Source organism: Cobetia sp. UCD-24C, assembly GCF_001306765.1.
GTDB classification, from domain to species: domain Bacteria; phylum Pseudomonadota; class Gammaproteobacteria; order Pseudomonadales; family Halomonadaceae; genus Cobetia; species Cobetia amphilecti.
In genome coordinates this window covers 1-26289 of record NZ_LJTD01000011.1, presented here as the reverse complement: position 1 = coordinate 26289, position 26289 = coordinate 1, and the positions used below count along the sequence as shown (strand labels likewise).

22 protein-coding genes, 4 tRNA genes and 2 rRNA genes are annotated in these 26289 nt (G+C 59.8%); all 28 read right to left on the bottom strand.

Annotated features, from left to right (window positions below):
* Positions 1–7: 7 nt before the first annotated feature.
* Positions 8–340 (bottom strand): 50S ribosomal protein L22, encoded by a 333-nt coding sequence (rplV, locus tag AOG28_RS14385; RefSeq protein ID WP_043334859.1) that lies wholly within the window; start codon positions 338–340, stop codon positions 8–10.
* Positions 341–359: 19 nt separating this feature from the next.
* Positions 360–635 (bottom strand): 30S ribosomal protein S19, encoded by a 276-nt coding sequence (rpsS, locus tag AOG28_RS14380; RefSeq protein ID WP_024950655.1) that lies wholly within the window; start codon positions 633–635, stop codon positions 360–362.
* A 22-nt stretch (positions 636–657) separates the two neighbouring features.
* Positions 658–1485 carry a 50S ribosomal protein L2 gene (gene rplB / locus AOG28_RS14375; RefSeq protein WP_043334862.1) on the bottom strand — a complete coding sequence of 276 codons (828 nt, stop codon included), beginning with the start codon at positions 1483–1485 and terminating at the stop codon, positions 658–660.
* A 16-nt stretch (positions 1486–1501) separates the two neighbouring features.
* Complete coding sequence (rplW, locus tag AOG28_RS14370) at positions 1502–1798, bottom strand: 50S ribosomal protein L23 (protein WP_043334865.1); 297 nt, start codon at positions 1796–1798, stop codon at positions 1502–1504.
* Positions 1795–2400 carry a 50S ribosomal protein L4 gene (gene rplD, locus AOG28_RS14365; RefSeq protein WP_054556901.1) on the bottom strand — a complete coding sequence of 202 codons (606 nt, stop codon included), beginning with the start codon at positions 2398–2400 and terminating at the stop codon, positions 1795–1797. Before rplD ends, rplW begins: the two co-directional genes overlap by 4 nt.
* 13 nt (positions 2401–2413) lie before the next feature.
* A complete protein-coding gene (gene rplC / locus AOG28_RS14360) occupies positions 2414–3052 on the bottom strand; it encodes a 50S ribosomal protein L3 (RefSeq protein ID WP_024950651.1) in 639 nt (212 codons plus the stop codon).
* Positions 3053–3198: 146 nt separating this feature from the next.
* The gene (rpsJ, locus tag AOG28_RS14355; RefSeq protein ID WP_024950650.1) at positions 3199–3510 is read right to left on the bottom strand and encodes a 30S ribosomal protein S10; all 312 of its coding nucleotides are present in this window, start codon (positions 3508–3510) and stop codon (positions 3199–3201) included.
* A 147-nt stretch (positions 3511–3657) separates the two neighbouring features.
* Entirely contained in the window at positions 3658–4851 is a 1194-nt protein-coding gene (tuf, locus tag AOG28_RS14350; protein ID WP_054556900.1) for an elongation factor Tu, read from the bottom strand.
* 29 nt (positions 4852–4880) lie between these two features.
* A complete protein-coding gene (gene fusA, locus AOG28_RS14345) occupies positions 4881–6998 on the bottom strand; it encodes an elongation factor G (RefSeq protein ID WP_043334876.1) in 2118 nt (705 codons plus the stop codon).
* A gap of 18 nt (positions 6999–7016) precedes the next feature.
* Positions 7017–7487, bottom strand: a complete 471-nt coding sequence (rpsG, locus tag AOG28_RS14340; protein ID WP_043334878.1) for a 30S ribosomal protein S7 — start codon at positions 7485–7487, stop codon at positions 7017–7019.
* 101 nt (positions 7488–7588) lie between these two features.
* A complete protein-coding gene (gene rpsL / locus AOG28_RS14335) occupies positions 7589–7963 on the bottom strand; it encodes a 30S ribosomal protein S12 (protein ID WP_043334880.1) in 375 nt (124 codons plus the stop codon).
* A gap of 137 nt (positions 7964–8100) precedes the next feature.
* Entirely contained in the window at positions 8101–12342 is a 4242-nt protein-coding gene (gene rpoC / locus AOG28_RS14330; RefSeq protein WP_043334882.1) for a DNA-directed RNA polymerase subunit beta', read from the bottom strand.
* A gap of 88 nt (positions 12343–12430) precedes the next feature.
* Positions 12431–16507, bottom strand: coding sequence for a DNA-directed RNA polymerase subunit beta (gene rpoB / locus AOG28_RS14325; RefSeq protein WP_043334884.1), 4077 nt, complete (start codon positions 16505–16507; stop codon positions 12431–12433).
* Between the two features lie 206 nt (positions 16508–16713).
* A complete protein-coding gene (gene rplL / locus AOG28_RS14320) occupies positions 16714–17079 on the bottom strand; it encodes a 50S ribosomal protein L7/L12 (protein WP_054556899.1) in 366 nt (121 codons plus the stop codon).
* Positions 17080–17171: 92 nt separating this feature from the next.
* Complete coding sequence (rplJ, locus tag AOG28_RS14315; RefSeq protein WP_054556898.1) at positions 17172–17678, bottom strand: 50S ribosomal protein L10; 507 nt, start codon at positions 17676–17678, stop codon at positions 17172–17174.
* Between the two features lie 261 nt (positions 17679–17939).
* Positions 17940–18632, bottom strand: a complete 693-nt coding sequence (rplA, locus tag AOG28_RS14310; RefSeq protein ID WP_054556897.1) for a 50S ribosomal protein L1 — start codon at positions 18630–18632, stop codon at positions 17940–17942.
* 2 nt (positions 18633–18634) lie between these two features.
* On the bottom strand, positions 18635–19066 hold the full coding sequence (gene rplK / locus AOG28_RS14305) for a 50S ribosomal protein L11 (protein WP_043334893.1): 432 nt from the start codon (positions 19064–19066) through the stop codon (positions 18635–18637).
* A 120-nt stretch (positions 19067–19186) separates the two neighbouring features.
* Positions 19187–19720, bottom strand: a complete 534-nt coding sequence (nusG, locus tag AOG28_RS14300) for a transcription termination/antitermination protein NusG (protein WP_043334895.1) — start codon at positions 19718–19720, stop codon at positions 19187–19189.
* 10 nt (positions 19721–19730) lie between these two features.
* Positions 19731–20099 (bottom strand): preprotein translocase subunit SecE, encoded by a 369-nt coding sequence (gene secE / locus AOG28_RS14295; protein ID WP_043334897.1) that lies wholly within the window; start codon positions 20097–20099, stop codon positions 19731–19733.
* A 77-nt stretch (positions 20100–20176) separates the two neighbouring features.
* A tRNA-Trp gene (locus tag AOG28_RS14290) sits at positions 20177–20252 on the bottom strand.
* Between the two features lie 163 nt (positions 20253–20415).
* A tRNA-Thr gene (locus AOG28_RS14285) sits at positions 20416–20490 on the bottom strand.
* A gap of 35 nt (positions 20491–20525) precedes the next feature.
* Positions 20526–20599: transfer RNA gene (locus AOG28_RS14280), tRNA-Gly, on the bottom strand.
* Between the two features lie 46 nt (positions 20600–20645).
* Positions 20646–20729: transfer RNA gene (locus tag AOG28_RS14275), tRNA-Tyr, on the bottom strand.
* Between the two features lie 109 nt (positions 20730–20838).
* Positions 20839–21678, bottom strand: coding sequence for a type III pantothenate kinase (locus tag AOG28_RS14270; RefSeq protein WP_054556896.1), 840 nt, complete (start codon positions 21676–21678; stop codon positions 20839–20841).
* A complete protein-coding gene (locus tag AOG28_RS14265; RefSeq protein ID WP_043334904.1) occupies positions 21675–22655 on the bottom strand; it encodes a biotin--[acetyl-CoA-carboxylase] ligase in 981 nt (326 codons plus the stop codon). The genes AOG28_RS14270 and AOG28_RS14265 overlap by 4 nt, the downstream gene beginning before the upstream one ends.
* A 91-nt stretch (positions 22656–22746) precedes the next feature.
* Positions 22747–25695, bottom strand: coding sequence for a DUF2339 domain-containing protein (locus AOG28_RS14260; protein ID WP_054556895.1), 2949 nt, complete (start codon positions 25693–25695; stop codon positions 22747–22749).
* Between the two features lie 180 nt (positions 25696–25875).
* A 5S ribosomal RNA gene (rrf, locus tag AOG28_RS14255) occupies positions 25876–25991 on the bottom strand.
* 137 nt (positions 25992–26128) lie between these two features.
* Positions 26129–26289 (bottom strand): 23S ribosomal RNA (locus AOG28_RS14250); the annotation flags it as partial.

Here is a 26289-nt window from a genome sequence, read left to right as displayed (position 1 = left end):
TCGTCTCCTACTTCTCGGCTACCTTGACGGTGATATGACAAGTGCGCTTCAAGATACGATCCGCACGGCCTTTGGCACGTGGCTGGATGCGCTTGAGCGTCATGCCCTCGTCGACACAGATAGTCGAGACGCGAAGCTCGTCAATGTCCATGCCGTTGTTTTCTTCCGCATTCGCGATCGCGGACTGCAGAACCTTGCGAACAATCTTCGCGGCCTTCTTCGGTGAGAAAGCGAGCAGATTCAGCGCCTCGGCGACCGGCTTACCGCGCACCTGGTCAGCCACCAAACGGGCCTTCTGGGCGGATAAACGAGCGCCGCGCAGCTTAGCAGCTACTTCCATCTCTTAAATCCTCTCTGGCTTACCGTTTGGCTTTTTTATCTGCAGCGTGCCCGCGGTATGTGCGGGTGGCAGCAAACTCGCCGAGCTTGTGACCGACCATTTCCTCAGAAACGAGAACCGGGACATGCTGGCGACCGTTATGGACGGCAATGGTGAGCCCGACCATGTTCGGCAGGATCATGGAACGACGCGACCAGGTCTTGATCGGTTTGCGGTCGTTCTTTTCCACTGCTGTCTCAACCTTCTTCAGCAGATGAAGGTCAATAAAAGGACCTTTCTTCAGTGAACGTGGCACAGCCGTTACCCCTCAATATCTGTTACTTGGCCTTGCGGCGACGGACGATAAGCTTATCGGTGCGCTTGTTCTTGCGAGTCTTGTGACCCTTGGTCGGGACGCCCCACGGGCTGACCGGGTGACGGCCACCAGAGGTACGACCTTCACCACCACCATGCGGGTGATCGACCGGGTTCATCGCGACACCGCGAACAGTCGGGCGCACGCCTCTCCAACGCTTAGCACCGGCCTTGCCCAGTTGACGGAGGCTGTGCTCGGAGTTGCCCACTTCGCCGAGAGTTGCACGGCATTCGGACAGCACCTTACGCATCTCGCCAGAGCGCAGACGCAGCGTGGTGTAGTTACCGTCACGTGCCACGACCTGGGCACTGGTACCTGCACTACGAGCGATCTGGGCGCCCTTGCCTGGCTTCAGCTCTACACAGTGAACGGTGGAACCCACCGGGACATTGCGCAGCGGCAGAGCGTTGCCTTTCTTGATCGGTGCGTTAACACCAGACTCGAGACGATCGCCAGCAGAGACACCTTTCGGTGCAATGATGTAGCGACGTTCGCCGTCAAGGTACTTCACCAGCGCGATGTTCGCGCTACGGTTCGGATCGTACTCCAGACGCTCAACGATGGCCGGAATGCCATCCTTGTTGCGCTTGAAATCGACCAGACGGTAATGGTGACGATGACCACCGCCGATGTGGCGAGTAGTGATGCGACCATTATTGTTACGACCACCGGACTTTGACTGCTTTTCAAGCAGCGGAGCGTACGCGCGACCTTTGAAAAGTTCGTCATTGACGACCTTTACCAGGTGGCGGCGACCGGCGGAGGTAGGTTTTGTCTTAACAATTGCCATGTTCCGTACTCCTGCCTTACTCGGCGCCAGAGAAGTCTTCGATGGTCTCGCCGGCGGCCAGAGTTACATAGGCCTTGCGATAACCAGCGCGACGACCAACACCGCGAGCGGTGCGCTTGGTCTTGCCTTTCATGTTCAGAACCTGAACACGATCGACTTTCTTACCAAACAGCGCTTCGACGGCTTTCTTGATTTCGGGCTTTGTCGCGTCGCTGGCAACCTTGAACACGTACTGGTTGTTCTCGGCAGCGACCGCGGCCTTCTCGGTCATGTGAGGACCAAGCAGGACCTTGAATACGCGTTCCTGATTCATCCCAGGTTCTCCTCGAACTTGCGCAGGGCAGCGACAGTCATCAGCACCTTGTCGTAACCGACGAGGCTGACCGGGTCAGCGCCAGCGACATTGACAACGTCAACATACGGGATGTTGCGCGCGGCCAGGTACAGGTTGACGTCCTGCTCTTCAGTGACGATCAGCGCTTTCTCAAGGCCCAGTTCCTGGAGCTTGGCGATCAGCAGCTTGGTCTTCGGAGCTTCGACGCTGATAGCATCGACCGCGACCAGGCGATCCTGACGGACCAGCTCGGACAGGATGGAACGCATGGCAGCGCGATACATCTTGCGGTTGACCTTGTGCGAGTGGTCCTGAGGACGCGCTGCAAAGGTCACACCGCCAGAACGCCACAGCGGGGAACGGATGGTACCGGCACGTGCACGACCAGTACCTTTCTGACGCCACGGCTTCTTGCCACCGCCGGACACGTCAGAACGGGTCTTCTGAGCCACGGTACCTTGACGCGCACCAGCCAGATAGGCGGTGACGACCTGGTGAACCAGAGCCTCGTTGAAGTCCTTACCAAAGGTGGCATCGGAGACGTCTACTGCGCCGCCTGCACCTGCAAGATTAAGATTCATCGGTTAATTCCCCTCAGCGAGCTTTCACAGCGGAACGCACGATCACTTCGCCGCCCGGAGCACCTGGAACGGCACCCTTGACCAGCAGAAGATTGCGTTCAGCGTCGACGCGGACCACTTCCAGGCTCTGGACGGTGGAACGGACGTTGCCCATCTGGCCAGCCATCTTCTTACCTTTGAAGACGCGGCCCGGGGTCTGACAGTTACCGATGGAACCCGGCGCGCGGTGCGACAGTGAGTTACCGTGGGTAGCGTCTTGGGTGCGGAAGTTCCAGCGCTTAACTGCGCCCTGGAAACCTTTACCCTTGGAGGTGCCGGTCACGTCAATCTTTTGACCAGCTTCAAAGAGGGATACGGTGAGTTCGCCGCCCACTGCAGGAGCTTCGTCGCCTTCGTTCAGGCGGAATTCCATCAGGGTACGGCCAGCCTCAACACCCGCCTTGGCATACTGACCAGCAGTTGCCTTGGTGAGGTGCTTGGCTTTACGAGAGCCAGTTGTCACCTGAATAGCATTGTAGCCGTCAGTCTCGAGAGACTTGATGGTCACGATGCGGTTCGGCTCAACTTCAATCACGGTAACCGGCACAGAGGCGCCAGCTTCGGTGAAGACACGGGTCATCCCGGCCTTCTTACCGACTAAACCGATAGACATGTTCAGTCTCCTTTAGTGTACGGGGCTGTCACCCGCTATGGCTGCCCTTTCCAGAGCATTCCACTAGCACATTGTATGACGCCATCCCGGCGTGGCGGCTGCTGCTCTATCAGTGAGAGCGCTGGGCCGCAGTGACTAGTGAGGTATCAGTCAACCTTGATCTGGACGTCCACACCGGCAGCCAGGTCAAGCTTCATCAGCGCGTCGACAGTCTTCTCTGTCGGCTCGACGATGTCGAGAACGCGCTTGTGGGTACGAATCTCATACTGGTCACGCGCGTCCTTGTTGACGTGCGGAGAGACCAGGATGGTGTAACGCTCGCGACGGGTCGGCAGCGGGATCGGGCCACGAACCTGAGCACCGGTACGCTTTGCAGTTTCAACGATCTCTGCAGAGGACTGGTCGATCAGACGGTGGTCGAATGCTTTCAACCGGATGCGAATCTTCTGGTTTTGCATTGCCCAAAACTCCAATGGATGTCGACGGCGTAGGCCGTCACCCACGCATTCAAAGGATGCGCATTATAGGCAGACTGACATCAGGTGTCAAACATGCGAGAAAAGGGGGCCCATCAGGGCCCCCTTCTGTGTCAGGTAAGGAGAACCTTACTCGACGATTTTGGCCACGACGCCAGCGCCGACGGTACGACCGCCTTCACGGATAGCGAAACGCAGACCATCTTCCATGGCGATCGGAGCGATCAGAGACACGACCATCTGGACGTTGTCGCCCGGCATGACCATCTCGACGCCTTCCGGCAGCTCACAGGTACCAGTGATGTCAGTGGTACGGAAGTAGAACTGCGGACGATAGCCTTTGAAGAACGGAGTGTGACGACCGCCTTCTTCCTTGGACAGGACGTAGACTTCGGCTTCGAACTTGGTGTGCGGCTTGATGGAGCCCGGCTTGGCCAGAACCTGGCCACGCTCGACGTCATCACGCTTGGTGCCGCGCAGCAGGGCGCCGACGTTTTCGCCAGCACGACCTTCGTCCAGCAGCTTGCGGAACATCTCGACACCGGTAACGGTAGTCTTGGTGGTGTCACGCACGCCGATGATCTCGATCTCTTCGCCAGTCTTGACCAGACCACGTTCGATACGGCCAGTGACGACGGTACCGCGGCCAGAGATGGAGAAGACGTCTTCGATCGGCATCAGGAACGGCTGGTCGATAGCACGCTCCGGCTCCGGGATGTACGCATCCAGGGCCTTGATCAGGTTGGCAACGGCGGTAGTACCCATGCCGTTGTCGTCCTTGCCTTCCAGAGCCATCAGGGCAGAGCCGATGATGATCGGAGTGTCGTCGCCCGGGAAGTCGTACTCGCTCAGGAGTTCACGCACTTCCATCTCGACCAGCTCGAGCAGTTCTTCGTCATCGACCATGTCAGCCTTGTTCAGGAAGACAACGATGAACGGAACGCCGACCTGACGGGACAGCAGGATGTGCTCGCGAGTCTGCGGCATGGGGCCGTCAGCAGCGGAACAGACCAGGATAGCGCCGTCCATCTGGGCAGCACCGGTGATCATGTTCTTGACGTAGTCGGCGTGACCCGGGCAGTCGACGTGCGCGTAGTGGCGCTCTTCGGACTGATATTCCACGTGAGCGGTGGAGATGGTGATACCACGCTCACGCTCTTCCGGGGCATTATCGATGGAGTCAAACGCACGCGCGTCACCACCGAAGACTTCTGCAGAGACGCGAGTCAGAGCCGCAGTCAGAGTGGTCTTGCCGTGATCGACGTGACCAATGGTGCCGACGTTGACGTGCGGCTTCGAACGCTCAAATTTTTCCTTAGCCACTGCTATAACCTCTTTCGTTAGCTAATCGGTTACTTCTGATTGATGACGGCTTCGACGATGCTGTTCGGTGCTTCGTCGTATTTCGCAAACTCCATGGAGTAGCTTGCGCGGCCCTGGGTCTGTGAGCGCAGGTCGGTCGCATAACCGAACATCTCACCCAGCGGCACCAGTGCATTGATGATCTTGCCAGTGGAAGAATCATCCATGCCCTGAACGAGGCCACGACGACGGTTCAGGTCGCCCATGACGTCACCCATGAAATCTTCAGGCGTGACGACTTCGACTTTCATGAGCGGCTCAAGCAGCACTGCACCCGCTTTCGGGGCACCGGCCTTGATCGCCATGGAAGAGGCGACCTTGAACGCAGTCTCGTTGGAGTCGACGTCGTGGTAGGAACCATCGAACAGCGTGACCTTGACGTCGATCATCGGATAACCGGCGATGACACCATTCTTGAGCTGCTCAGCGGCGCCCTTCTCGACGGCCGGCACGTATTCCTTCGGAACCGCACCACCGACGATCTCGGACTCGAACTTGAAGGTCATTTCTTCGTCGTCGCCCTTGTCCTCTGCAGTGAGAGGCTCAATGCGAAGCCAGACGTGACCGAACTGGCCACGACCGCCGGACTGACGAACGAACTTGCCTTCCTGCTCGACCTTGGTACGGATGGTCTCACGGTAAGCCACCTGCGGCTTGCCGATGTTCGCCTCGACATTGAACTCGCGACGCATGCGGTCGACGAGGATGTCCAGGTGAAGCTCACCCATACCGGAGATGATGGTCTGACCGGACTCTTCGTCGGTCTCGACGCGGAAGGACGGATCTTCCTGGGCCAGCTTGCCCAGTGCAACACCCATCTTTTCCTGGTCGGCCTTGGACTTCGGCTCGACAGCGACGGAGATGACCGGCTCAGGGAATTCCATGCGCTCAAGCACGATCTTGTGATCCGGGTCACACAGGGTGTCACCGGTGGTCACGTCTTTCAGACCGATACATGCGGCGATATCGCCAGCATAGACTTCCTTGATCTCCTCACGAGAGTTGGAGTGCATCTGGACGATACGACCGACACGCTCCTTCTTGCTCTTGACGGAGTTGAAGACGCCATCACCAGACTTCAGCACGCCCGAGTAGACGCGGATGAAGGTCAGGGTACCAACGAACGGATCGGTCGCGATCTTGAACGCCAGCGCCGCGAACGGAGCCTTGTCGTCAGCTTCGCGGGTCTCGATGGTACCGTCCTTGTCGTCAAGCTCACCTTCGATGGCCTTGACTTCAAGCGGAGACGGCATGTATTCGATGACCGCATCCAGAACCGCCTGGACACCCTTGTTCTTGAAGGCAGAACCACAGGTCACGAGGCAGATTTCGTTGGCCAAGGTACGCTGACGCAGCGCAGCCTTGACTTCTTCCTCGGACAGCTCGCCTTCTTCGAGGTACTTGTCCATCAGCTCTTCGGACGCTTCAGCAGCAGACTCGAGCATGTGTTCACGCCATTCGGCAGCTGTATCTTGCAGCTCGGCCGGAATGTCGATCAGCTCGTAGTTCATGCCGTGATTGTCTTCGTCCCAGACAATGGCCTTCATCTTGATCAGGTCGATGACGCCCTTGAACTCGTCTTCCGCACCCCAGTTGATCTGGATCGGGACGGCGTTCGCGCCCAGGCGCTTGCGCACCTGCTCGACGACCATGAAGAAGTCCGCGCCAGCGCGGTCCATCTTGTTGACGAAGATCATGCGCGGAACTTCGTAACGGTTGGCCTGACGCCAGACAGTCTCTGTCTGCGGCTGGACACCGGAAGAACCACACAGCACCACGACCGCGCCATCGAGAACACGCAGTGAACGCTCGACTTCAACAGTGAAGTCAACGTGCCCCGGAGTATCGATGATGTTGATACGGTGCTCGTCGAACTGCTTGCTCATACCCTGCCAGAAGCAGGTGGTCGCCGCAGAGGTGATCGTGATGCCACGTTCCTGTTCCTGCTCCATCCAGTCCATGGTGGCAGCACCATCGTGGACTTCGCCGACCTTGTGAGACAGGCCGGTATAGAACAGGACGCGCTCGGTAGTGGTAGTCTTACCGGCGTCGACGTGGGCACAGATACCGATGTTGCGGTAACGCTTAAGTGGAGTCTTGCGTGCCACGGTGAGTATCCCCGTTGTTTAGAAGCGGTAGTGGGAGAAGGCCTTGTTGGCTTCTGCCATGCGGTGCACGTCTTCACGCTTCTTCACAGCAGAACCCTTGCCTTCAGCGGCATCCAGGATCTCGCCAGAGAGGCGCTGCACCATGGTCTTTTCGCCGCGCTTGCGCGCAGCGTCCACCAGCCAACGCATGGCCAGTGCCTGACGACGGGAAGGACGAACTTCAACCGGCACCTGGTAGGTTGCACCACCAACACGACGGGACTTCACTTCGACCATCGGCTGGATGGCTTCCAGCGCCTTGTCGAAGAGGTCCAGCGGCTCGTCATTGGAGCGTTCGGCAACACGATCGAGAGCACCGTAAACGATGCGCTCAGCTGCAGACTTCTTGCCGCTGATCATCAGGTGGTTCATGAACTTGGCCAGGCGCTCGCTTCCGAACTTCGGATCCGGCAGGATTTCGCGCTTAGCTGCTACACGTCTTCTAGGCATGATAAGCCCTCAGTAGAAGGGTCCTTCAGGTAAACCCGGGACGCCTCGCGTTGGACGCGACGCCCGACCTTACTCTTATCAGACCGATATTAAACTTTGAATTACGCCTTCGGACGCTTGGCGCCGTACTTGGAACGGCCCTGCTTACGGTTCTGCACGCCAGAGGTATCCAGTGCACCACGAACGGTGTGGTAACGGACACCCGGCAAATCCTTCACACGACCGCCACGGATCAGAACAACAGAGTGTTCCTGAAGGTTGTGACCTTCACCACCGATGTATGAAGTGACTTCGAAGCCGTTGGTCAGGCGAACACGGCAAACCTTACGGAGTGCGGAGTTCGGCTTCTTCGGGGTAGTAGTGTATACACGGGTACACACGCCACGCTTCTGCGGACATGCCTGCAGCGCAGGGACGTCGCTCTTGGACGCCTGACGCTTGCGCGGCTTGCGCACGAGCTGGTTAACGGTTGCCATTTGCTTGCTCCAATGGGTTGTACTGCCTTCCAACAACAGGGCAGGATGCACCTGCCCTACTGTTAAAGGCTGCATATTCTAGGGCTTGGGCCACAAGGGCGTCAACCCCGCCGTCAGAGACGGCGGGGCGCAAGACCTCAGAGGTCGTCGTCGTCCGCGTCGAGGGCAGTGAGCTGAGCGCCCAATTCCTGCTCGACGTCCTGTGCCGACGGGGCCGGTGCGAGCGGCAGGCCATCGCGACGGCGGCGACGCTCGTCGTGATAGGCCAGGCCAGTACCCGCCGGAATCAGGCGACCGACCACGACATTCTCCTTCAGACCACGGAGATAATCGCGCTTGCCGGTGACAGATGCCTCGGTCAGAACTCGCGTGGTTTCCTGGAAGGACGCCGCGGAGATGAACGATTCAGTTGCCAGGCTCGCCTTGGTGATACCGAGCAGGATGCGATCGAACTTGGCCGGGAACTTGCCGTCGGCCTCGAGACGCATGTTTTCTTCGACGACGCGGGCGTATTCCACCTGGTCGCCTGTGATGAAGGTGGAATCGCCAGAATCGGTGATCTCGACCTTGCGCAGCATCTGACGCACGATGACTTCGATGTGCTTGTCGTTGATGCCGACACCCTGGAGGCGATAGACCTCCTGGACTTCGGTGGTGATGTACTTGGTCATTTCCGCGACGCCGAGCAGACGCAGGATATCGTGCGGGTTGCTCGGGCCATCGGAGATGACTTCACCCTTCTCGACCGTTTCACCTTCGAAGACGCTGATCTGGCGCCATTTCGGGATCAACAGCTCGAACGGATCACCTTCCACCGGCGTGATGGTCAGACGACGTTTGCCTTTGGTTTCCTTGCCGAAGGTCACGGTGCCGGAGATCTCGGCCAGAATGGCCGGCTCTTTCGGACGACGTGCTTCGAACAGGTCGGCAACGCGCGGCAGACCACCGGTGATGTCCTTGTTACCGGACGCTTCCATCGGGATACGTGCGATGACGTCACCCACGCCGACGGCTGCGCCATTCTCGGCGGACACCACGGCATTGCCCGGCAGCAGGTACTGGACCGGCGTGTTGGAGCCCGGCAGTGTCACGTGCTTGCCGCTACCGTCTACCAGCATGATCATCGGACGCTTGTCACGGGCCGCGGACGGACGTGAAGCACTTTCAATGACCTCGATGGAGGACAGGCCGGTCATTTCGTCAGTGGTACGGTTGATGGTCTGGCCATCTTCCATGTCCGTGAACTGCACCTGACCCGCGACTTCCGCGACGATCGGGTGAGTGTGCGGATCCCACTTGGCGACGGACTGACCAGAGGCCACCGGATCGCCGTCACGTACGGACAGCTCAGCACCGTACGGGAGCTTGTAGAATTCGCGCTCACGGCCGTGGTCATCCGCCACTGCCAGTGCGCTGGAACGCGAGACGACAATCAGCTTGCCATCGGCACGTTCGACCGACTTGATGTTGTGCAGACGCACGCTGCCGCCATGCTTGACCTGGACACTGTCCACGGCGGAGGCACGCGAAGCGGCACCACCGATGTGGAAGGTACGCATGGTCAGCTGGGTACCCGGCTCACCGATGGACTGTGCCGCGATGACACCGATGGCTTCACCGACGTTGACCTGATGGCCACGCGCCAGGTCACGGCCGTAACAGGCCGAGCAGACACCGTGCACGGTTTCACAACCGATGGTGGTACGCACGATGATCTCATCGACACCCATGGTATCGAGCTGTGCACACCAGGCTTCGTCGAGCAGCGTGCCGCGTGCGATCAGGACCTCATCAGAGACCGGATCGATCACGTCCTGCGCCACGACACGACCCAGCACACGCTGGGACAGCGGGACGATGATGTCGCCGCCTTCGATGACCGGGTGCAGAATCAGACCTTCCTGAGTGCCGCAATCCGCTTCGGTGATGACCAGATCCTGGGCAACATCGACCAGACGACGGGTCAGGTAACCGGAGTTGGCGGTCTTCAGTGCCGTATCCGCCAGACCCTTACGGGCACCGTGCGTGGAGATGAAGTACTGGAGTACGTTCAGACCTTCACGGAAGTTGGCGGTGATCGGCGTCTCGATGATCGAGCCATCCGGCTTGGCCATCAGGCCACGCATACCAGCCAGCTGACGAATCTGTGCGGCGGAACCACGCGCACCGGAGTCGGCCATGATGAAGACGCTGTTGAAGGAGTCCTGCTCCATCGGCTTGCCGTCTTCGTCATTGACCACTTCGCCTTTCCAGTTGACGACGGTCTCTTTCGAGATACCTGCCATCATCTCCTTGGCGACACGGTCGTTGGCACGCGCCCAGATATCGATGACCTTGTTGTACTTCTCGCCCGCGGTCACGAGACCGGAGGAGAACTGGTCTTCGATCTCTTTCACTTCGTCTTCAGCCGCGTCGATGATGACCTTCTTCGCGTCCGGGATGACGAAGTCGTTGACGCCGATGGAGGCGCCGGACCAGGTCGCGAGACGGAAGCCGGTGTACATCAGCTGGTCAGCGAAGATGACGGTGTCCTTCAGACCGACACGACGGTACGCCTCGTTGATCAGACCGGAGATGGCTTTCTTCTTCATCACCTGGTTGATCAGCTCGAACGGCATGCCCTTCGGCAGAATGCGGAACAGCAGTGCGCGACCGATGGTGGTGTCGTGCAGGGACGTCTTCTCGTACAGCTCGCCGGACTCTTCGTCCTTGAGCGTCTCGGTCAGACGGACCTTGACCATCGCGTGCAGGTGAGCGCTGTGAGTGCCGAAGGCACGCTCGACTTCACCCAGGTTCGCGAAGGCCATGCCTTCACCCTTGGCACCGATCTTCTCGCGGGTCATGTAGTACAGACCCAGCACGACGTCCTGGGACGGCACGATGATCGGCTCGCCGTTGGCCGGCGACAGCACGTTGTTGGTCGACATCATCAACGCACGCGCTTCCAGCTGGGCTTCCAGCGTCAGCGGTACGTGGACAGCCATCTGGTCACCATCAAAGTCGGCGTTGTACGCAGCGCAGACCAGCGGGTGCAGTTGGATGGCCTTGCCTTCGATCAGCAGCGGCTCGAACGCCTGGATACCCAGACGGTGCAGAGTCGGGGCACGGTTCAGCAGCACCGGGTGCTCGCGGATGACGTCGGCGAGGAAATCCCAGACTTCCGGGGCTTCGCGCTCGACCATCTTCTTGGCGGCCTTGATGGTGCTGGCGTGACCGGAGGCCTGCAGCTTGGCGTAGATGAACGGCTTGAACAGCTCAAGCGCCATCTTCTTCGGCAGACCACACTGGTGCAGACGCAGGGTCGGGCCGACGGTGATGACGGAACGACCGGAGTAGTCGACACGCTTGCCCAGCAGGTTCTGACGGAAACGACCCTGCTTGCCCTTGATCATGTCGGCCAGCGACTTCAGCGGACGCTTGTTGGAACCGGTGATGGCGCGACCGCGACGACCGTTGTCGAGCAGTGCATCCACGGATTCCTGCAGCATGCGCTTCTCGTTGCGCACGATGATGTCCGGCGCATTGAGGTCGAGCAGACGCTTGAGGCGGTTGTTGCGGTTGATCACACGACGATACAGATCGTTCAGATCCGAGGTCGCGAAGCGGCCGCCGTCCAGCGGCACCAGCGGACGCAGGTCCGGCGGCAGCACTGGCAGCACTTCCATGATCATCCAGCCCGGCTTGTTGCCGGAATAGTAGAAGGCTTCCAGCAGCTTGAGGCGCTTGGACAGCTTCTTGATCTTGGTCTCGGAGTTGGTCTGCGGAATCTCTTCACGCAGGCGCTCGACCTCTTCTTCCAGCTCGATGTCCTCGAGCAGCGCCTTGATGGCCTCGGCACCCATGCGGGCGTCGAAATCATCACCGAATTCTTCCAGCGCTTCGAAGTACTGCTCATCGTTGAGCAGATGACCCTTCTCGAGAGTCGTCATGCCCGGATCGATGACCACGAAGCTTTCGAAGTACAGCACGCGCTCGATATCACGCAGAGTCATGTCGAGCAGCATGCCGATACGGGACGGCAGAGACTTCAGGAACCAGATATGCGCGACCGGGCTCGCCAGTTCGATGTGAGCCATACGCTCACGACGCACTGCCGCCTTGGTCACTTCAACGCCACACTTCTCACAGATGATGCCGCGATGCTTCATCCGCTTGTACTTGCCACACAGGCACTCGTAGTCCTTCACCGGGCCAAAGATCTTGGCACAGAAAAGACCATCACGTTCCGGCTTGAATGTCCGGTAGTTGATGGTTTCAGGCTTCTTCACTTCACCAAAAGACCACGAGCGAATCATGTCCGGAGACGCCAGGGTAATCTTGATGGCGTCGAATTCTTCGGACTGCGCCTGCGATTTGAGAACTTTCACCAAATCTTTCATGGGTCGCTCCGTTGCGGAGTTGTCATGGGCAAAGCCTGGCTGCTGACACCAGGCTTTGCGGACCGTCAATACTTGTGGCTTTTCGGCGTCAGCCTTCCAGCTCCATGTCGATACCCAGCGAGCGGATTTCCTTCACCAGCACGTTGAAGGATTCGGGCATGCCCGCCTGCATGGTGTGATCGCCATCTACGATGCTCTTGTACATCTTGGTACGGCCTTCCACGTCATCGGACTTGACCGTGAGCATCTCCTGGAGGGTGTAGGCAGCGCCGTACGCCTCGAGGGCCCAGACCTCCATCTCACCGAAGCGCTGACCACCAAACTGCGCCTTACCACCCAGCGGCTGCTGCGTGACGAGGGAGTAGGAGCCGGTCGAACGCGCATGCATCTTGTCATCCACCAGGTGGTTGAGCTTGAGCATGTACATGTAACCGACGGTCACCTTGCGATCGAACTTCTCGCCGGTGCGGCCATCGTAGAGGTCCATCTGTCCGGAATCAGGGATACCGGCCAGCGTGAGCAACTGCTTGATCTCGTGTTCCTTGGCGCCATCGAAGACCGGCGTTGCCATCGGCACGCCCTTCTTCAGGTTGTGCGCCATGGTGATGATTTCATCATCGCTGAGCACGGAGAGGTCTTCCTGGCGACCGCCGACGGTGTTGTACACCTTGTCGAGGAATTCGCGGATCTGCTTGACCTGCTCGGCACGTTCTTCGCGCAGCATGTGCTCGATCTTCACGCCCAGACCACGCGCGGCCATGCCGAGGTGGGTCTCGAGGATCTGACCGACGTTCATGCGCGACGGAACACCCAGCGGGTTCAGCACGACGTCAACCGACTCGCCATTGCCATCGAACGGCATGTCTTCGACCGGCATGATCGCGGAGATGACACCCTTGTTACCGTGACGACCAGCCATCTTGTCACCCGGCTGGATACGACGCTTCACGGCGACGTACACCTTGACGATCTTGAGCACGCCCGGTGCCAGATCATCACCCTGGGTGAGCTTGCGCTTCTTGTCTTCGAAGCGCTCGTCCATCTCGCGACGACGGATCTCGAGCTGCTCATCGGCCTGAGCCAGCAGTTCGTTGAGAGACTCGTCCTGCAGACGCAGCTTGAACCACTCCTGGCGCGGCAGTGCTTCCAGGTAGTCATCGGTCAGCACGTCGCCCTTCTTGAGCTTCGGACCACCGTTGACGGCCTGACCGACCAGGTTGCGCTGCATACGCTCGAAGGTCGCCTCTTCCGCGATGCGGTAGGTTTCCTGCAGGTCCTTGCGGACCTCGGCCAGCTGCATCTGCTCGATGGAGAGCGCACGCTGATCCTTCTCGACGCCGTCACGGGTGAAGACCTGAACGTCGATGACGGTAGCCTTCATGCCGGTCGGGGCACGCAGAGAGGTGTCCTTAACGTCGGACGCCTTCTCGCCGAAGATGGCACGCAACAGCTTCTCTTCCGGCGTCAGCTGGGTCTCGCCCTTCGGCGTGACCTTGCCGACCAGGATGTCGCCCGGGTTCAGCTCGGCACCGATGTAGACGACACCGGACTCATCCAGCTTGGAGAGTGCGGATTCGCCGACATTCGGGATATCGGAAGTGATTTCTTCCGGCCCGAGCTTGGTGTCACGCGCGACACAGGTCAGTTCCTGGATGTGGATGGTGGTGAAGCGATCTTCCTGCACCACACGCTCCGAGAACAGGATGGAATCCTCGAAGTTGAAGCCGTTCCAGGGCATGAACGCCAGACGCATGTTCTGACCCAGGGCCAGATCACCCATGTCGACGGACGGGCCGTCGGCCAGGATGTCGCCGATGGCGACTTCGTCGCCAGGGCGCACGATCGGGCGCTGGTTCTGACAGGTATTCTGGTTCGAGCGCACGTACTTGGTCAGGTTGTAGATATCAACGCCGGCTTCACCGCCGATGATCTCTTCTTCCCGCACACGTACGACGATGCGCTTGGCATCGACGGAATCGATGACGCCGCCACGACGTGCCACGGCGCAGACGCCGGAGTCACGCGCCACGAAGCGCTCCATGCCGGTACCGACCAGCGGCTTGTCAGCCTTCAGAGTCGGAACGGCCTGACGCTGCATATTCGCACCCATCAAGGCGCGGTTGGCATCATCGTGCTCGAGGAACGGGATCAGTGCGGCAGCGACAGAAACGACCTGACGCGGAGACACGTCCATCATGGTGACCTTTTCCGGCGCCATGAAGGTGGTCTCGCCACGGTGACGAACCTGAACCAGGTCGTCGACCAGACGGCCGTTCTCGTCGACGGTCGCGGAGGCCTGGGCGATGATGAAATCGCCTTCCTCGATCGCGGACAGATCGACGACATCGTCGGTGACCTGACAATCCACGACCTTGCGGTACGGCGTCTCGAGGAAGCCATAGCTGTTGGTCTTGGAGTAGGTCGCCAGCGAGTTGATCAGACCGATGTTCGGGCCTTCCGGCGTTTCGATCGGGCACAGACGGCCGTAGTGCGTGGCGTGAACGTCACGAACTTCGAAGCCGGCGCGCTCACGGGTCAGACCACCCGGGCCAAGCGCGGAGACACGGCGCTTGTGCGTCACTTCGGACAGCGGGTTGTTCTGATCCATGAACTGGGAGAGCTGGCTGGAACCGAAGAATTCCTTCACCGCCGCCGCAACCGGCTTGGCGTTGATGAGATCCTGCGGCATCAGGCCTTCGCTCTCGGCCATGGACAGACGCTCCTTGACCGCACGCTCGACGCGGACCAGGCCGACACGGAACTGGTTTTCCGCCATTTCGCCCACAGAGCGAATACGACGGTTGCCCAGGTGGTCGATGTCATCGACATCGCCATTGCCGTTACGGATGCTGATCAGCTCCTTCATGACGGTCAGGATATCGTCCTGATCGAGCACGCCGCTGCCGGTATCGCTTTCGCGACGCAGGCGACGGTTGAACTTCATGCGGCCCACGCCCGACAGGTCGTAGCGGTCTTCGCTGAAGAACAGGTTCTGGAACAGTGACTCTGCTGCATCCTTGGTGGGCGGCTCGCCCGGACGCATCATGCGGTAGATCTCGACCAATGCCTCGAGCTGGTTACGCGTGGTATCCAGTTTCAGGGTATCGGACACGAACGGACCGCAATCCAGGTCGTTGGTGTAGATGACTTCGAACTGGGTGATCTTGGCCTGAGCCATCTTCTCCAGCAGTTCCGGAGTGATCTCGCTGTTGCTTTCGCAGACCAGCTCACCAGTGGCCGGATCGATCTGATCCTTGGCCAGCACCTTGCCGTACAGGTAGTCCATCGGCACTTCGAGACGCTCGAGGCCGGAGGCTTCCATCTGACGGACGTGCTTCTGTGTAATACGACGACCTTCCTCCACGATCACGCTACCGTCGGCATCCTTGATGTCGAAGGCGGCGGTTTCGCCACGCAGACGTGCCGGCACCAGCTCAACGGAGAAGCCGCTGCGCTCGATGTGGTACATCGTGGTGTCGAAGAACGTACCGAGAATCTCTTCGCTGGTCATGCCCATGGCACGCAGCAGCACGGAAGCCGGCAGCTTGCGACGACGGTCGATACGGACGTAGACGTTGTCCTTCGGATCAAACTCGAAGTCCAACCAGGAACCGCGGTAAGGAATCACACGTGCGGAGTACAGCAGCTTGCCGGACGAGTGGCTCTTGCCCTTGTCGTGGTCGAAGAACACACCCGGCGAGCGGTGCAGCTGTGACACGATGACACGTTCGGTACCATTGATGACGAAGGTACCGTTCTCTGTCATCAGGGGGATTTCCCCCATGTAGACTTCCTGCTCCTTGATGTCCTTGATCGCCTTGTTCGACGATTCCTTGTCATAGATCATCAGGCGCACTTTCACGCGCAGCGGTGCAGAGTAAGTGACTCCGCGCAGCTGACATTCCTTGACGTCGAACGCCGGCGTACCGAAGCGGTAGCTGACATACTCGAGCGCTGCGTTGCCAGAGAAGCTGGCAATCGGGAACACGGACTTGAAGGCAGCGTGAAGGCCGACTTCCAGGCGCTGTTCTGGCGCCCTGTCCTGCTGGAGAAAGTCGTGGTAGGAATCAAGCTGGATGGCCAGCAGGTAAGGCACATCCATCACTTGGGGCAGTTTGCCAAAATCCTTGCGGATGCGTTTTTTCTCAGTGTATGAGTAAGCCATCTGTATTCCCCAGCTTGTTCACCTTGGGTGACCGATGCGTGGTCGGCTCATACCTGATGGCGCGGCGATGTCCATCAGGCGCGGACGGCAAGCCTCCCTTGCGGGCTGGCTCGCCGTCATAATTCGTCTTGCAACAGAAAAAGGCTGGTGGCGGAGTCCGCCACCAGCCAGGAAGCTTACGCAGCGTGCGCAGCCTGGAACACGAGTTACTTGAGTTCCACGGACGCGCCAGCTTCTTCCAGCTTCTTCTTAGCTGCTTCTGCGTCTTCCTTGCTCACGCCTTCTTTCAGGGTGGCCGGAGCGCCGTCAACAGCTGCCTTGGCTTCTTTCAGGCCCAGGCCAGTCAGTTCACGAACAGCCTTGATGACGTTGACTTTCTTGTCACCAGCAGCAGTCAGAACGATGTCGAACTCGGTCTGCTCTTCAACAGCTTCAGCGGCAGCCGGGCCAGCAGCGACGGCGGCAGCGGCAGAAACGCCGAACTTCTCTTCCATTGCTTCGATCAGCTCAGCCACTTCCATGACGGTCATGTCAGCGACGGCGTTGATGATGTCTTCTTTGGTCAGTGCCATTTTAGCAATCCTAAACTTTGCGGAGCAAAGATGCTCAGTCAAACGGAAATCGATTCAGGCTGCACGAGACAGCCAGGAGGTCAAAGCGCTGCTTACGCGGCGGCTTCGGCTTCCTTCTGATCGCGCAGTGCTGCGATAGTACGGACCAGCTTGCCTGCAGAAGCTTCCTTCATGACAGACAGCAGCTTGGACAGTGCTTCATCGCGGGTCGGCAGAGATGCCAGACGGTCGATATTCGCCGCCGGGATGAACTCGCCTTCGTAGGCCAATGCCTTGACTTCGAACGCCTCGACCTGCTTGGCAAATTCCTTGAACAGACGAGCGCCAGCGCCCGGGTGTTCCATGGAGAATGCAAGCAGAGTCGGGCCGACGAAGGACTCGTTCAGCACCTCGTAAGAGGTACCGGACAGCGCACGACGAGCCAGAGTGTTGCGAACAACACGCAGCTGGACGCCCGCTTCGCGGCACTGTTTGCGCAATTCGGTCATTGCACCAACAGTTACACCACGAGAGTCGGCAGCGACTACGGAGAGAGCACCCTTGGCGGTTTCGCTGACCTCAGCAACAATTGCCTTCTTGTCTTCGAGACCTAAAGCCACGGTGTTGACTCCATTTCGTGCCGGGGAACGAATTCCCCAGTGGTTTACCATCTCTCTCACCAGAACTGCGCGGGAGAGTCTTGGAGGATGGCTGCCACCAGCAGGGCTGGGACACCATCTGCGCAGGCTACGCGCAATGCAAGCATCGCGGCGCGATTAAGCCGGCCCTGTCACCGAGGTGACAAGGCCAGCGCCTGCGGTCTTTGACGGCGCCCCGCGGCTGAGCACGGGGACCGCAAAGTGAAACATTCTGAGACTGCCTTACGCGTACTTGGCGTGATCGACAGTCAGACCCGGGCCCATGGTGCTGGACAGGGTGATCTTCTTCAGGTAGATACCCTTGGAAGTGCTCGGCTTCAGCTTCTTGACTTCGGCCACCAGGGCGTCAATGTTACCCTGAATGGAGTCAGCACTGAAGTCGATCTTGCCGATACCGGCGTGAATGATGCCGTTCTTGTCAGTACGGAAACGCACCTGACCAGCCTTGGCATTCTTCACGGCCGTCGCGACGTCAGGCGTCACGGTACCGACTTTCGGGTTCGGCATCAGGCCGCGCGGACCGAGGATCTGGCCCAGCTGACCGACAACGCGCATGGCATCCGGAGAAGCGATGACGACGTCGAAGTCCATCACGCCTTTCTTGACCTGTTCTGCCAGGTCGTCCATGCCGATCACGTCTGCACCGGCTTCCTTCGCTGCTTCAGCGTTGGCGCCCTGGGTGAAGACAGCGACGCGCACTTCGTTACCGGTGCCATTCGGCATCACGGTAGCGCCGCGAACGACCTGATCGGATTTACGCGGGTCAACACCCAGGTTCAGAGAGACTTCGATGGTCTCCTTGAACTTGACGGTGGACAGCTCGGACAGCAGAGCAACAGCTTCTTCGACGCTGTAGACCTTGCCGGATTCAACTTTCGCGTTGATCGCCTGGGCGCGCTTTGAAATCTTGGCCATGATCAAAGACCCTCCACGTTCAGGCCCATGCTACGGGCAGTACCGGCGATGGTGCGAACAGCAGCGTCCAGATTGGAAGCTGTCAGGTCCGGTTCCTTGGTGGTCGCGATCTCTTCAAGCTGAGCGCGAGTCACGGTACCGACCTTCTTCTTGTTCGGCTCGCCAGAACCGGACTTCAGACCAGCCGCTTTCAGCAGCAGGACGGCCGCAGGCGGCGTCTTGGTGACGAAAGTGAAGCTACGGTCGGAGTAGACAGTGATGACCACGGGAGTCGGGAGACCCGGCTCGACGTTCTGGGTAGCGGCGTTGAACGCTTTACAGAACTCCATGATGTTGACACCGTGCTGACCGAGGGCAGGACCCACGGGCGGGCTCGGGTTAGCTTTACCGGCTGCAACCTGCAGCTTGATGTAAGCCTGTACTTTCTTGGCCATGATAGGACTCCAGTATGGGTGGTAGCGCCTTGCGGCTCCCCGTAAAACCGGGCCGCCTCAGGCGACCCGTCGTGTTGCCGTGATGCTCGTGTTCAAACAGGTGAGATGATGATCCTGAGATCAGTCCTTCTCAACCTGGGAGAACTCAAGCTCCACCGGCGTAGCACGCCCGAAGATCAGCACGCTGACCTGCAGACGGCTCTTTTCGTAATTCACTTCTTCGACTACGCCATTGAAGTCCGCGAACGGACCATCAGTGACACGCACCGTTTCACCCGGTTCGAAGAGAGTCTTCGGACGCGGCTTGTCGGTGCCATCCTGAACGCGACGCAGCATGGCGTCGGCTTCTTTCTGGGTAATCGCTGCCGGCTTCTCCGGGGTTCCGCCAATGAACCCCATGACGCGCGGGGTTTCATTCACCAGGTGCCAGGACTGATCATTCATGTCCATCTCGACCAGCACGTAGCCCGGGTAGAACTTGCGCTCGCTCTTGCGGCGCTTGCCGTCACGCATTTCGACGATTTCTTCGACCGGCACGAGAATCTCACCGAAGTGATCTTCCATGGCGTAAAGCTTCACACGCTCGTTGAGCGAACGCATGACCTGCTTTTCGAAACCGGAATAGGCGTGTATGACATACCAACGCTTGGACATGGAAACTCCGTTAACTGACGATGCCGGACATCAGCCAGCCGAGGGTGGTATCGATGAGCCATAGCAACAGGCCCACGATAAGCACGGCACCCAGCACGATGGCAGTTGTCTGGACAGTTTCCTGTCGGGTCGGCCAAACGACGCGCTGGATCTCGCGGCGCGCACTACTTGCCAGCTCGACAACATCACGGCCTTTGTTGGTCGTGATCGCCAGAGCAGCCGCTGCAACACCAAGCACGACGACGCCAAGCACGCGATAAAGCAGCGCTTGGTCAGCAAAATAGGCGTTGCCAGCAACAGCCAGCACAAGAAGAATGACAACGACCGACCACTTGAACCCGTCGTGGCGCGCTTCCTGCACCTCGGCGTTCTGTTTCATCAAAGAGACTCCTCAAGGGTGCAGCGATCGCTAGAATCGAGAATCGGTAAGAAGTCGAATACCATCCTGGGGAAGGATGGCAGGCCAGGAGGGAATCGAACCCCCAACCTGCGGTTTTGGAGACCGCTGCTCTGCCAATTGAGCTACTGGCCTGTAACACTTGCGTGTTCCAGAGACTAAAAACAAGGCTGAATGAACAGCGGGCGCCATCATAGCTGAGACAACCCAAACTGACAAGCCTTATCTTTGACCGCGACCTGGGAGGTCGTCGGAAACGAAAAAGACGAGCCAAACTGCGACTCGCCTTTCCGTTGTATGGAGCTCGTGGGCGGATTTGAACCGCCGACCTCACCCTTACCAAGGGTGTGCTCTACCCCTGAGCTACACGAGCAAAACCTTTGCGCAATCTCGACTGGCGAGATGAACTGGAGCGGGCAGCGGGAATCGAACCCGCGTCATCAGCTTGGAAGGCTGAGGTTCTACCATTAAACTATGCCCGCTTTCCAACTCTTGCTGCCCTGATGCACACGGCATCATAAGCGAATCTGGTGGTGGGGGAAGGATTCGAACCTTCGAAGCTTTCGCGGCAGATTTACAGTCTGCTCCCTTTGGCCACTCGGGAACCCCACCATCTGTGACGACGAATCTTACGTCGCTTGGGATACGCTGTCAAGTGCTTGATTTTATTCTACTTCAAGCGCTTGAGGGAATGTATCGCCTCAGAACGGGACGTAGTATGTCAAAGCATCTGGGTGAGCGCAAGCCCTGAGCGAAGTTTTTCTAGATCAGGCACTCGCGGCTGGTCGGGCGCACCTGACAGGCGCCCTGCCCGCTCGGCAGCGGTCAATGGATACAGCGCCTCCAGGCCGGCATACACCATGTCTGGCCACAGCGCATGCGGCACCCGCAGACCGCGCGCCACTACCCGCGCGTCACCGCCGGTCAGCAGCAGCGGCAAGGCTACCCCTTCACGATCGCAGACCTCGGCATAGAGCCGATTGACCGCACTGACGGCCGCCATGTAGATGCCGTGATTGACGGCCTCTACCGTATTGCGGCCCGGCGCCAGCAGCGTATCCACCTCGGTATCCGGGTCGATGGCCACATTGCGCGTGCCCAGCTTGAGGCTTTCCTTCATCAGACGCAGCCCCGGGAGAATATACCCCCCCAGATGCTTGCCACCCGGCAGCACGAAATCCACCGTGATCGCGCTACCGCAATCGACGCTGCAACAGCCCCCGGTGAGATGATGGCCGGCGAGTGCGCCCAACCAGCGATCGACGCCCAGCCGTTGCGGCTCTTCATAGCCACAGGTGACGCCCAGCGCCTCCCGCGTCGAGTGCGCGACATGCACGACGCCGACCTGCTTGCGCAGCAACTCCACCGTCTCATCCAGCACCTGCTTGCGCGCCACGCTGGAGATACGCACGGCCGTGACGACATCCAGGTCAGGAATGTCCGCGCCCGGCCGCCACTCCTCTCGCGTCCAGACGGCGCCGCGCGAGCGGATCTCGCTGGAAACGGTGTCCTTGAGACGCCATTTTGACAAGGTGTTGCCGATATCAAGATCCAGAATCATGAGACGGCGCGCAGACTGATCTCGCCACCGGCGAGAGTGATGGTTTCGCCATTCATGCGCACCTCGAGATTTCCATTGATATCGACACCTTCTGCCACGGCTTCTTCTCGTCTGTCTCCGCGCAGAATCACCACATCACGCCCCTTGAAGGCATTGCGCTCATTCCAGCGCGCCTGCCATCCGGCAAAGCCCTGCGACTCGAACTCGGGCAACAGCGCCAGCAATGACTCCATCAGACGCGCGGCATAGCGATTGCGTGAAGCACCGGGAATGATGTCACGTACCGCAGCCACCGGTTGAGTGATCGCCTCGCGTCGGGAGGCCGGCAACTCGATGTTCATGCCGATACCGATGACGACATCACAGGGACCGGACACATCCCCTGTGACCTCGACCAGGATACCGGCGATCTTGGGTTGATCCTTCTGGATCTGCAGCAGGACATCGTTGGGCCACTTGAGGCGCGCGGGCAGGCCATCGGCCTCGAGCACCTCCGCCACCGCCACGCCGATCGCCAGACTCAGGCCCTCAAGCGATGCGGCGCCTGATTCGAAGCGCCAGCCAAGCGAGAAGACCAGGCTGCGCCCCCAGGGGGTTTCCCACTCACGCCCACGACGGCCACGCCCAGCCGATTGCACCTCAGCCAGACAGACCTCGGCATGGCCGGCTCCCTGACGAAAGCGCTCGCGGATGAAGGTATTGGTCGAGTCCACCGACTCCTCGACGAACAGGCGCGTCAGGTGTTTGCGAGTCTCGCGCGGCAGCGCCTCGATGATCTGTTGACCATCGAGCAACTCGATGGGGTTGGCCAGTCGATAGCCAAGCCCCTTGATGGCTTCCAGCGGAATGTCGAGCGCCTCAAGTTTCTTGAGCTGCTTCCAGACCGCCGTACGCGACACCCCGAGCTCTTCGCCCAGGGCCTCTCCGGAGTGGTAGCCACCATCTCCAAGCAGACGAATGAGATCACGGATGGTCATGCGGAGGCCTGTCCCTGTGCAAAAGCGCACATTCTATCGGATTCATGGGCTTGCGAGCCAAGAACAACGACCAAAGATAACGCTCTTTTCGTCAATTCCGCTCCCCGGCACGCATTCCCGCCCCCGCCAGGCGATTGAACAAGGCGGAAAGCAGCATCAGGACACTGCCCAGTCCCAGCCATGAACCTACTCGCCACAGCCCCTCAAGGGTGGCGGTATCCCATACCCCCACCTTGATCACGGTGAGGATCAGAATGCCCTGTCCGATACGCTGCCAGTGTTGCTGCCCCACCTTGGCACCACTCACGACCAGAGCCGCCGCGACGACCAGCATCAGCACACTGTAGGCATATAGCTCCGCCTGCTCGATGCCATGCCATAGCCCCAGCTCAGCGCCATGCCAGCAATGCCGCAAGTTGAGCGCCAACCACCATCCGGCTGACAACAGACCGAGCACTTCACTCAGCCCGCGCATTCGTGAGCGTGATGCGGCGCTTCTCGCATCCACGTCCGATGCGCGCCTGGATGTCATGCGCCAGAGCATTGCGGCGCCGAGTGCAGGCAGGCCGTAGGCCGGCAGAAGCCAATTGACCAGCGGCCAGCTCCCGACATCCCCCGGGTGCCAGAGCGGATTGAAGATGCCCAGCACGCCGACACTCCAGAGAATCACGGCTGCTCCGCCGACCACCAGTGCCAGCACGCGATAGAGCTGCGTCCCTGCCCGGGCCTCAGCACCGTCGCCACGGGCACGCCAGGCATAGCTTGCCGCCACCCCGGCCAGCGCCAATACCTGCAGGGAAAGCTCCGCCAGGGTGAGGCTGCCCTCGAAGGGCTTTCCACCGGTCAACACATAGCGGATTTCCATCACCACCGTCGCGACGGCAAGCTGGACAACGGCACCTTCCAGCCAGCGCTGTGTCCGCGGGCGGTGGCGCATGCCGAGACTGGTCATGGCAACACAGGCCAATACCGGCAGCAGTATCTGCAGTGGCCAGTGCGCGATATCGGCATAGTCGTCATGCGCCATGCCATACATCAAGCGAGCCACGACACCCCACGCCAGCAAGCGTGACAGCTCAGCAAACACGGAGCGCGCCGCGGTATGCCCCTCGCGATACCAGCGCCATTCACAAGCGGTCAAACCCAACAGCTGCAACGCCAGCGCCAGAGTCAACGATGGCCCCTCCAGCACTGCCACCAGGGCAATGAATATCCCGGCCTGCGCCGGCAACCACAGTCCTGCGGCAAGCTGAGCGCCTTCACGCGCCTGGAAGCGCATGGCACCCGCCCAGCACACCAGCCCCCAGATCAATGGCGGTAGCCCTGTGTTGATCAGCCTCCCTGCATCGCTCGTCTCGCTCGCCCATGGCATGACGTCCTGCCAGAGCACCAGGGCCCACGCCAGCAGCGGCACCATGGTCGCCAATGCCCACCAACAGGCTGCAAGCGCCCTCTCTGCTCCTTCACCCGCATCATGACGTGGTCGCCAACTCGCCAGCGACAACAGGCCGACACTCAGTATCAGCGGGCTGATCATCGCGCTGCTCGACAGCGGTGCCGTCAGGGCAAGCCCCCACGCCAGCAACCAGAGCCCGTTGCCAGCAACCACCATCGACCACAGCACCGCATGGCGGCGACTAGACCAGGCAACCACCAGCATCGGTATGAGGCTAGCCAGCCACCCCCGATGCCACAGGGACACACCGGAGCCGACCATATCGGAAGGCGCCACCAAGGAGTCAAAGGAGACGCCATGCACGAGACTGCCCAGCCAGGGCAGCCAGAGTCCCAGCACGACGCTCACTGAGACAAGCCCCCCGGCGAGCCAGTGCCGACGCAGCTCAAGAGATGCGCGCCAGGGCAACCAGGTCGCAAGTGAGGTCTTCGACTGTCGCTCATCCTTTTCTGCGGCGCCCGTGGATGGCTCCCACACCTCCTCCCACAGATACCCCAACGCCAGCACGGCCAGCCAGACACCACCCACCCAGGGCAACAGCCCCACCAGCAATGTCGCGCCAGAGGAGATACCGAAGGGCATCAACAACAACCACCAGGCGAGCGCTCCCACCAGGCCGCCCCAATACAGCCAGCTCACCGCGACCTGCCGGTACAGCACACGACACGCTGCCGCGATCACACCCGCATACCCCAGCAACAGCAAGGTCGAGGCCTCCTGCCACTGCTGGTGAATGGGCAGCGCCAAGGGCAGAGCATATCCGCCCAACATGCCCAATGCTGCCAGCCACGGCCCATGGTGCCGCGCACGCTCCAGCATCCACAGGCTCAAGGCTGCCAACAGCACGAAGGTGACCGGCATGGACACCAGCGAAAGCAGAAAGTGACCAGCCAGCAGGCTCGCCGCGAGCACCAGACTGCCGGCACCGCTGACGGCGCCGGTCAGACTCGATGACTGGGACGTACGCAGTCTCAGCCACTCGGCCAATACCGTCATGCTCAGGCCGAACCCGAGACCCAGCGCCAGCCGTACCCCCGGCCCCAGCAAGCCCTGCTCAAGGGAATACCCGACGAGCAGGATGCCTGCCATCACCAGAGACAAGGCACCCACAAGAATCATCCAGTGTTCCTGAAGCAGCGTCAGCAGACGTGACATGCCCCCCGGCAGCACCTCTGATGCCTTTCTTGCAGGGTCTGCGCCCTGCCCCTTCTCGCCTGAACGACTGGAGTCAGCTCCATGCAACAAGCGCTGAAGTAGCCGGTAGGACAGAGAGTGGCCGCCACTGGATGATGCAGTGGTCCGCGAGTCGCTGATCGGTGGTGTTGCATCGGCTGCTGCCAGTCCCTCCCGGGGCGGCACTTCGGCAGGCGATTTGTCCACACCCCCTTCTTGCAAGGGGGTGTGCATAACCGGAGCGCCATGTGCAGGAAGCTCGCGAGCAAGCCTGGCCTCCATATCGCGCAGTCGCTGCTCCAGCGCCTTGATGCGCAGCATGCTGAGCCACCCCATCAAGGAACCACCCAGTACCAGCAACGCCATCATGACGCCCACCAACATCAGCTCATCCATCGCCCAGCCCGTCATCGAAGAGTCGTGCTCAGAGACTACGGCATTTTGCCTGGCACCTCATGCTGTCAGTCTCTCGGCACCGTATTTGCACATTGAACGCAAAAAGCCCGACTCCTGGGGGAGCCGGGCTTTCTTTTCCTGCGCACAAAGAGAACCGCCCCTGCAGCAAGGCTACAGGGGCGGTTCGGGATAAGTGCCTGACGATGACCTACTCTCACATGGAGAAACTCCACACTACCATCGGCGCTAAGCGGTTTCACTTCCGAGTTCGGCATGGGATCGGGTGGTTCACGCTCGCTATGGTCGTCAGGCGAAACGGTGGCATCTTGCGATGCCTGAGTCTCGAGGYTTGTGGCCTCGYGACTCGCAATATGAATCATGCTGACCGATATGTCTCGATCCTGTCGCAATCCCGGCGGTTTGCCTGCGCAAACCCCTTGGGTGTTATATGGTCAAGCCTCACGGGCAATTAGTACTGGTTAGCTCAACACATTGCTGTGCTTCCACACCCAGCCTATCAACCTTGTAGTCTTCAAGGGCCCTTCAGGAGGCGCAAGGCCTCAGGGAAGTCTCATCTTGAAGGGGGCTTCCCGCTTAGATGCTTTCAGC